This is a genomic window from Enterococcus sp. 12F9_DIV0723 (assembly GCF_002174375.1).
Taxonomy (GTDB): Bacteria; Bacillota; Bacilli; order Lactobacillales; family Enterococcaceae; genus Enterococcus_A; species Enterococcus_A gilvus.
Map to the genome: position 1 here is coordinate 2784061 of NZ_NIBK01000001.1, position 1229 is coordinate 2785289.

At 52.7% G+C, this 1229-nt stretch carries 14 tRNA genes; all 14 read right to left on the reverse strand.

Annotation, left to right across the window (positions count from 1 at the left end):
• Position 1: 1 nt before the first annotated feature.
• The 14 genes from A5868_RS13055 to A5868_RS13120 all read right to left on the reverse strand — a co-directional run bounded on the left by A5868_RS13055 (position 2) and on the right by A5868_RS13120 (position 1229).
• Positions 2 to 74, reverse strand: a tRNA-Asp gene (locus A5868_RS13055).
• An 18-nt stretch (positions 75 to 92) separates the two neighbouring features.
• A tRNA-Met gene (locus A5868_RS13060) sits at positions 93 to 166 on the reverse strand.
• A 15-nt stretch (positions 167 to 181) separates the two neighbouring features.
• Positions 182 to 271: transfer RNA gene (locus tag A5868_RS13065), tRNA-Ser, on the reverse strand.
• Positions 272 to 286: 15 nt separating this feature from the next.
• Positions 287 to 360 (reverse strand) — tRNA-Ile (locus A5868_RS13070).
• Between the two features lie 14 nt (positions 361 to 374).
• Positions 375 to 448: transfer RNA gene (locus A5868_RS13075), tRNA-Met, on the reverse strand.
• Positions 449 to 462: 14 nt separating this feature from the next.
• Positions 463 to 535 (reverse strand) — tRNA-Ala (locus tag A5868_RS13080).
• A gap of 15 nt (positions 536 to 550) precedes the next feature.
• Positions 551 to 624 (reverse strand) — tRNA-Pro (locus A5868_RS13085).
• Between the two features lie 3 nt (positions 625 to 627).
• Positions 628 to 701, reverse strand: a tRNA-Arg gene (locus A5868_RS13090).
• A 12-nt stretch (positions 702 to 713) separates the two neighbouring features.
• A tRNA-Leu gene (locus A5868_RS13095) sits at positions 714 to 799 on the reverse strand.
• A gap of 22 nt (positions 800 to 821) precedes the next feature.
• Positions 822 to 893 (reverse strand) — tRNA-Gly (locus A5868_RS13100).
• A 1-nt stretch (position 894) separates the two neighbouring features.
• Positions 895 to 970 (reverse strand) — tRNA-Thr (locus tag A5868_RS13105).
• A gap of 22 nt (positions 971 to 992) precedes the next feature.
• Positions 993 to 1074, reverse strand: a tRNA-Leu gene (locus A5868_RS13110).
• 9 nt (positions 1075 to 1083) lie between these two features.
• Positions 1084 to 1156, reverse strand: a tRNA-Lys gene (locus tag A5868_RS13115).
• Positions 1157 to 1159: 3 nt separating this feature from the next.
• A tRNA-Val gene (locus A5868_RS13120) sits at positions 1160 to 1229 on the reverse strand.

Here is a 1229-nt window from a genome sequence, read left to right on the forward strand (position 1 = left end):
GCGGTCCCGACGGGATTTGAACCCGCGATCTCCTGCGTGACAGGCAGGCATGTTAACCCCTACACCACGGAACCGTATTTTTTAGTTTTTAATTGCGGGAGCAGGATTTGAACCTACGACCTTCGGGTTATGAGCCCGACGAGCTACCAGACTGCTCCATCCCGCGATAATAATATTAAAAAGGAGGATAAGGGATTCGAACCCTTGCACGGTTTTACCCGCCTGACGGTTTTCAAGACCGTTCCCTTCAGCCGGACTTGGGTAATCCTCCATAAAAGAGTCACAATGGACCTTGTAGGACTCGAACCTACGACCGGACGGTTATGAGCCGTCTGCTCTAACCAACTGAGCTAAAGGTCCTGGCTCGAATGAAATCGCGGCGGAGGGGATCGAACCCCCGACCTCCCGGGTATGAACCGGACGCTCTAGCCAGCTGAGCTACACCGCGTTATTAATAAAAAATGGAGCCTAGCGGGATCGAACCGCTGACCTCCTGCGTGCAAAGCAGGCGCTCTCCCAGCTGAGCTAAGGCCCCATAATTTTATTTCTATCGGGAAGACAGGATTCGAACCTGCGACACCTTGGTCCCAAACCAAGTACTCTACCAAGCTGAGCTACTTCCCGAAATGCACCCGAGAGGACTCGAACCTCTAACCCCTTGATTCGTAGTCAAGTACTCTATCCAATTGAGCTACGGGTGCCTATTTAGTTAATGCCGAGGACCGGAATCGAACCGGTACGGTGATCACTCACCGCAGGATTTTAAGTCCTGTGCGTCTGCCAGTTCCGCCACCCCGGCGTTTTCCTCTGGTCTTCAGGAAAGCGGAAAACGGGGTTCGAACCCGCGACCCCCACCTTGGCAAGGTGGTGCTCTACCACTGAGCTATTTCCGCATGGTGCCGGCTAAAGGACTTGAACCCTCGACCCTCTGATTACAAATCAGATGCTCTACCAACTGAGCTAAGCCGGCATACAACCAAAAAAAATAAAAATGCGGGTGAAGGGACTTGAACCCCCACGCCGTAAGGCGCTAGATCCTAAATCTAGTGCGTCTGCCAATTCCGCCACACCCGCATATACTTATGAGCCGTACTGGGCTCGAACCAGTGACCCTCTGATTAAAAGTCAGATGCTCTACCAACTGAGCTAACGGCTCAAATGGAGGTTAACGGGATCGAACCGCTGACCCTCTGCTTGTAAGGCAGATGCTCTCCCAGCTGAGCTAAACC